Consider the following 5294-nt stretch of genomic DNA (forward strand, 5'->3'; position numbering starts at 1 on the left):
GTGTTTTTAAGAGGTGTGCTCTACCGAACTGACGCGTTCTGTTGCGTCTGGTCTACCCCTGGTCGCGCCCCGCCGGTCGCGCGGGGGGCCCGCGCGGGGCACCCGGCTCCTCCGTTCACGCGTCCGCGTCTCAGGCACCCGCGTCGGGGCCGGGGCCCGGTGCGTCTCCTGTGTCGTCGGGCCGCTGCTCGCGCCTCTGCTCGCGCAGCGCGCGCTCGAAGTCGCGCCAGGCCTGCCGCTGGATCTCCTCGCTGTGCGCGAGCACATCCGCTACGCGCTCGCCCCCGGCCGGGGGCGGCGACGCGGTGAGCTTCGCGCGCAGCTCGCGGCAGGCCGCGTCCTCCGAGCCGAACCAGTGCGTGTCCCGGTCCTTGGAGCGCTCACGCAGCCCCACCACCCAGCCGTCAGGCGCCCGCCGCAGGAAGTAGTACGCGTCCGGCTGGATCGGGATGTCGTGCACACCCGGGATGTCGTACAGCGCGTCGGGGACCCGGTCCTCGCGCAGCGCCCGGACGAGCTCCCGCCGGTCCATGCGCGTCAGTTGAGGGGCCGGAGCTTACCGGCGGCGACGAGTTGGGGGATCGAGGGAGTGGTGAGGTACTGCAGACCGCCTCCCGGCTGGGCGAACCAGGGCCTGATGGGCCCGGCCTCCGCGGTGAAGGGCTCCAGGACCTCGTAGAGGTGGTAGCCGAAGGGGAACGCCGGATCGAGGGTGTTGAGGTTGCTGGGCGGAAGCGCGCGCTCGGCGAAGGGCGTACCGGCCGGGGCGAGGAAGTGGCCGAAGCCGCTGCCGAAGAGATCGAGCTTCTGCCCGGGCTGCAGGGTGACGGTGACGTGCAGCGGCGTTCCGTTGATGAGCACCCAGCCGTCCGGGTCCGGGAACCACCAGCCGGAGGTCTCGTCGTTCCAGTAGCAGTCGAGGAATTCGGTGGACGACAGATCGTCCAGCCTCCCCCAGCTACCGCTGGGAGGTGCCCCCTCCCAGCCCCTGAGCATCTCGGCGATCGGCCCGCTCCGGGGGAGCTGCGCGGGGCCCAGCCGCCAGTCGTCCTCGTAGTACTTCTGGAACGGGGCAGGTGGGGGAGTGTGGGCCCCCACCCGGTCCGTGATGGGACAGGGGACAGGTTCCCTCGGGTACGGGGCGCCGTCGGACGGGGCCGCGACGGACGGGGCGGTGGGCTGGGCCACGGCCGGCGCACCGGCGCACAGCAGGAGAAGCGCCCCAAGGACGAGGAGGACGTGACGAAGAGCGCGCATCCGATATCCCCTTCAGTGCGTTATGGCACGATCACAGGAGATATCGGAGGAAAAGCGTCTTTCTTATCGCCGAGCGGCCGATCTTCATCTGATCGGCGCAGCACAATCCCACGGAAGCCGCACTACACCCCCGCCACGCCACGCCGGGCCCCGTCGCGCTCTCTCAGCCGTTTTCCACAGGCCCGAATCGAACACGGGCTCCAGGCGGTTCTCGAATCTATGCTGTTCACATGAGCGCGCACTCCGACTTCGACCGCGGCCATACCGACGACCTGATGTCCTTCCTCGCCGCCGCCCCCTCGCCGTACCACGCGGTGGCGAGTGCCGCCGCGCGGCTGGAGAAGGTGGGATTCCGGCAGGTCGAGGAGACTGCGCCCTGGGACAGCGGGACGGGCGGTAAGTACGTCCTGCGAGGCGGCGCCATCATCGCCTGGTACGTGCCTGACGGGGCGAGACCTTTCACTCCCTACCGGATCGTGGGGGCGCATACCGACTCCCCCAATCTGCGGGTCAAGCCGATTCCCGACACCGCGGCGCACGGCTGGCGGCAGATCGCCGTCGAGGTCTACGGCGGCGCCTTGCTGAACACGTGGCTGGACCGCGACCTCGGCATCTCCGGCCGGCTCACCCTCAAGGACGGCTCGCACCACCTGGTGGCCGTCGACCGGCCGCTGCTGCGCGTCCCCCAACTCGCCGTCCATCTCGACCGGGGGGTCAACACCGAAGGGCTCAAGCTCGACAAGCAGCGCCATATGACGCCCATCTGGGGCGTCGGCGGCATGGAGGAGGGCGCTCTGATCCGCTTCGTCGCCGAGGCGGCCGGGGTCCCCGCCGCCGAGGTGAGCGGCTGGGATCTGATGGCGCACAGCGTCGACCCGCCCGCCTACCTCGGCCGGGACCAGGAGCTGATCGCCGGGCCCCGGATGGACAATCTTCTGTCAGTCCACTCCGGCACGATCGCGCTCGCCGCCGCCGCCAACCTCCCCGAGCTGCCGTACATCCCCGTTCTCGCCGCCTTCGACCACGAGGAGAACGGCAGCCAGTCCGACACCGGCGCCGAGGGCCCGCTGCTCGGCAATGTGCTGGAGCGCTCGGTCTTCGCCCGCGGCGGGGCGTACGAGGACAAGGCCCGCGCCCTCGCCGGGACGGTCTGCCTGTCCTCCGACACCGGACACGCCGTCCACCCCAACTACGCCGAGCGGCACGAGCCCGGCCACCACCCACTGCCCAACGGCGGCCCGATCCTCAAGGTCAACGTCAACCAGAGATATGCCACCGACGGCGGCGGCCGCGCCGTCTTCGCTGCCGCCTGCGAACGCGCGGGCGTGCCCTGGCAGGCCTTCGTCTCGCACAACGCCATGCCGTGCGGCACTACAATCGGACCGATCACCGCCGCCCGGCACGGCATCACCACCGTCGACGTGGGAGCGGCCATCCTGTCCATGCACTCGGCCCGCGAGCTGTGCGGCGCCCGGGACCCCCAGCTCCTGACCAGGGCTATGACCGCCTTCCTGGAGGGCTGACTTGGACTTCTCTCTACTCGGGCCGGTGGCCGTGACCGCCGGCGCCGGAGAGATCACGCTGGGCCCGGTCAAGCGGCGCAGCCTGCTCGCCATGCTGCTGCTGCAGCCCAACGCCACTGTTCCCGTCGAGCAGTTGATCACCTGTCTGTGGGATGAGGAGCCGCCCGAGCACGCCCGCACCGTCATCCAGGGCCATGTCTCGCGGCTGCGCGCGACGCTCGCCGAGGCGGGCGCCGATGCCTACGGCGTCGAGCTGATCACCCACGGCTCCGCCTACCGGCTGCGCATGCCAGAACAGCTCGTCGACAGTGAGCGCTTCTCCGAACTGGTCTCCCTCGCCCGCCCCGAGGCCGCCCCCGAGCAGGCCGTGGATCTGCTGCGCCAGGGGCTCGACCTGTGGCGCGGCCCGGCCCTCACCGGCACGGTGCCCAGCCCGCCCTTCGCCGCGGCGGCCCACGCCCTGGAGGAGCGGCGGCTGGCCGCCGTCGAGGCGCTGGCGCGCGCCCACGGGGCGCTCGGCCAGTACGAGAAGGCCGCCGACGTACTGCATCCGGCGGCCGTGGCCAATCAGCTGCGCGAAGGGCTCATCGCGGCCCTGATGCTGGCGCTGTACCGCATCGGCCGGCAGTCCGACGCGATCGCCTGGTACCACCGCACCCGGCAGCTCCTCGCCGACGACCTGGGGGTCGACCCGGGCGAGCGGCTGCGCACCGCGTACGAGGAAATCCTGCGCGCCGCCCCCACGGCGGGGCGCCCGCGCGGCGCCGCCGAGCCCACCGCGCAGACGCCCCGCGCGGCCCAGGCGCAGCCCCAGGCCCAGGTCCCCGCGCAGGGCCGGCCCCAGCCTTCCGCCCAGGGCCAAGGTCAGGCCCAGGGGCAGGCCCAAGTCCCCGCCCAAACGGCCCACCAGCCCTCCGCGTCCGGGCCACAGCTGCTCCCCCGCCCCCCGGCCGGCTTCCTCGGCCGCGACCGCGAGCTGGCCGGCCTGACCCGGCTCCCCCTGCCCGCCGAAGGACCGGACGGACCGGCCTACGGCGGGGCCCCCACCGGTCTCCCCCCGGAGGGCGGCATCACGGTCGTCAGCGGGCCCGCCGGGGTCGGCAAGACGGGCCTGGTCGTGTACTGGGGCCACGCACACGCAGACGCCTTCCCCGACGGGCGGCTCTTCGCGGACCTGCGCGGGTTCAGCGGCGGCGAGGCGGCGGCGCCCGCCGAGGTGCTGCGCGACTTCCTGCACGCCCTGGGGACGCCCGCGGACCGCATTCCGCCCTCGCCGGAAGCGGCCGGCGCACTGTACCGGTCGCTCGTCGCGGACCGCCGGCTGCTGGTCGTGCTCGACAACGCCAGCAGCTCGGCGCAGGTGCGGCCGCTGCTGCCCGGCGGGCCCCAGACCGCCACCCTGGTCACCAGCCGCAGCCGGCTCGACGGGCTGATCGCCACCGACGCGGCCCGCCCGGTACGCCTGCACGCGCTCGGGCCGGAGGACGGGGTGGCCCTGCTCGGCACCCTGCTCGGCCCCGACCGGGTCGCCGAGGACCCGGAGGCCGCGTATGAGCTGGTGACCCTGTGCGACGGGCTGCCGCTTGCGCTGCGCGCCGCCTCGGCCCAGCTGCTGTCCCGGCCACGCTGGCGGCTGGCCCGGCTGGCCACGGCGCTCCGCGACGAGCGGCGGCGGCTCGCGCTGCTGTCCGCGGAGGACGCCGGGGTCGCCGCGGCCCTGCGGAACTCGGTGGCCCGCCTGTCCGCGGACGACGCCCGGCTGCTGCGCACCCTGGGCACCGGCTTCGCCCGGGAGGTCAATACGGCGGAGGCCGCGGCGCTGGCCGGTGCGGACCCCGAGCTGATCCAGGACGGTCTGGATCGGCTGGCGGAGATGCATCTGCTGGACGAGGAGGCCACCAACCGCTACGTGATGAGCGACCTGGTCAAGCTCTTCGCCCAGGACAGCGAGGGCGGGAAGGACGGCGACGGGGATCGCTGAAGGCGGGGCGTTAGTGGAACGTTAGCGGCGCGGCAGCCGGGCGGCAGTGGCGCGGCAGCCGAACGACAGCGGAGGACGACAGGCTTAAGCCGTACCGAGAAAGACACACCGGAAACGGCCAAGTCCATCTGGGGGGAACCCACCATGTCGATCACCGCCTTCGCCACCCGCCGAGCCCGCACCCTGCGCCTGGCCGCGGTCGGCCTGACCGCGGTCGCCGCTCTCACCCTCACCGCCTGCAACAGCAACGAGGACAGCGGCACCAAGAACGAGGGCAAGGCGGACACCCCGAGCTCGGCCCCGGCCGACCAGACCTCCGGCGGGTCGGACGCCACGGGCGGCGCGAGCGACGGGAAGAAGGGCGGCGGCGCCCAGGATGCCGGGTCGTCCAAGGACGGCGCCAAGGGCTCCGACGGCGCCAAGAGTTCCGGTGGCTCGGGTGGTTCCGACAACTCGGAGCAGGAGATCGGCCCGTGTGACATCAACAAGCTGACGGTCGGCGTCAAGAGCGTTCAGCGGCCGGTGAACTACAT

4 protein-coding genes and 1 pseudogene are annotated in these 5294 nt (G+C 72.8%); 3 read left to right on the forward strand and 2 right to left on the reverse strand.

The window, feature by feature from the left end; all coding sequences use genetic code 11:
• Positions 1–130: 130 nt before the first annotated feature.
• Positions 131–532 carry a hypothetical protein gene (locus ACWDSL_RS51520; RefSeq protein ID WP_450496462.1) on the reverse strand — a complete coding sequence of 134 codons (402 nt, stop codon included), beginning with the start codon at positions 530–532 and terminating at the stop codon, positions 131–133.
• A gap of 5 nt (positions 533–537) precedes the next feature.
• Entirely contained in the window at positions 538–1257 is a 720-nt protein-coding gene (locus tag ACWDSL_RS51525) for a TNT domain-containing protein (RefSeq protein WP_450496463.1), read from the reverse strand.
• 230 nt (positions 1258–1487) lie between these two features.
• On the opposite strand from ACWDSL_RS51525, the gene ACWDSL_RS51530 reads away from it, so the two are divergent.
• The 3 genes and pseudogenes from ACWDSL_RS51530 to ACWDSL_RS51540 all read left to right on the forward strand — a co-directional run.
• Complete coding sequence (locus ACWDSL_RS51530) at positions 1488–2780, forward strand: M18 family aminopeptidase (protein ID WP_450496465.1); 1293 nt, start codon at positions 1488–1490, stop codon at positions 2778–2780.
• 1 nt (position 2781) lies between these two features.
• Entirely contained in the window at positions 2782–4761 is a 1980-nt protein-coding gene (locus ACWDSL_RS51535) for a BTAD domain-containing putative transcriptional regulator (RefSeq protein ID WP_450496467.1), read from the forward strand.
• 144 nt (positions 4762–4905) lie between these two features.
• Positions 4906–5294, forward strand: a pseudogene (locus tag ACWDSL_RS51540) (DUF4232 domain-containing protein); the annotation flags it as partial.

The organism is Streptomyces sp. NPDC000941, assembly GCF_053599555.1.

What these genes read in the sequence shown, in the direction of transcription:
- ACWDSL_RS51520 (WP_450496462.1), bottom strand. Translation starts at nt 532, where the DNA reads ATGGACCGGCGGGAGCTCGTCCGGGCGCTGCGCGAGGACCGGGTCCCC.
- ACWDSL_RS51525 (WP_450496463.1), bottom strand. Translation starts at nt 1,257, where the DNA reads ATGCGCGCTCTTCGTCACGTCCTCCTCGTCCTTGGGGCGCTTCTCCTG.
- ACWDSL_RS51530 (WP_450496465.1), top strand. Translation starts at nt 1,488, where the DNA reads ATGAGCGCGCACTCCGACTTCGACCGCGGCCATACCGACGACCTGATG.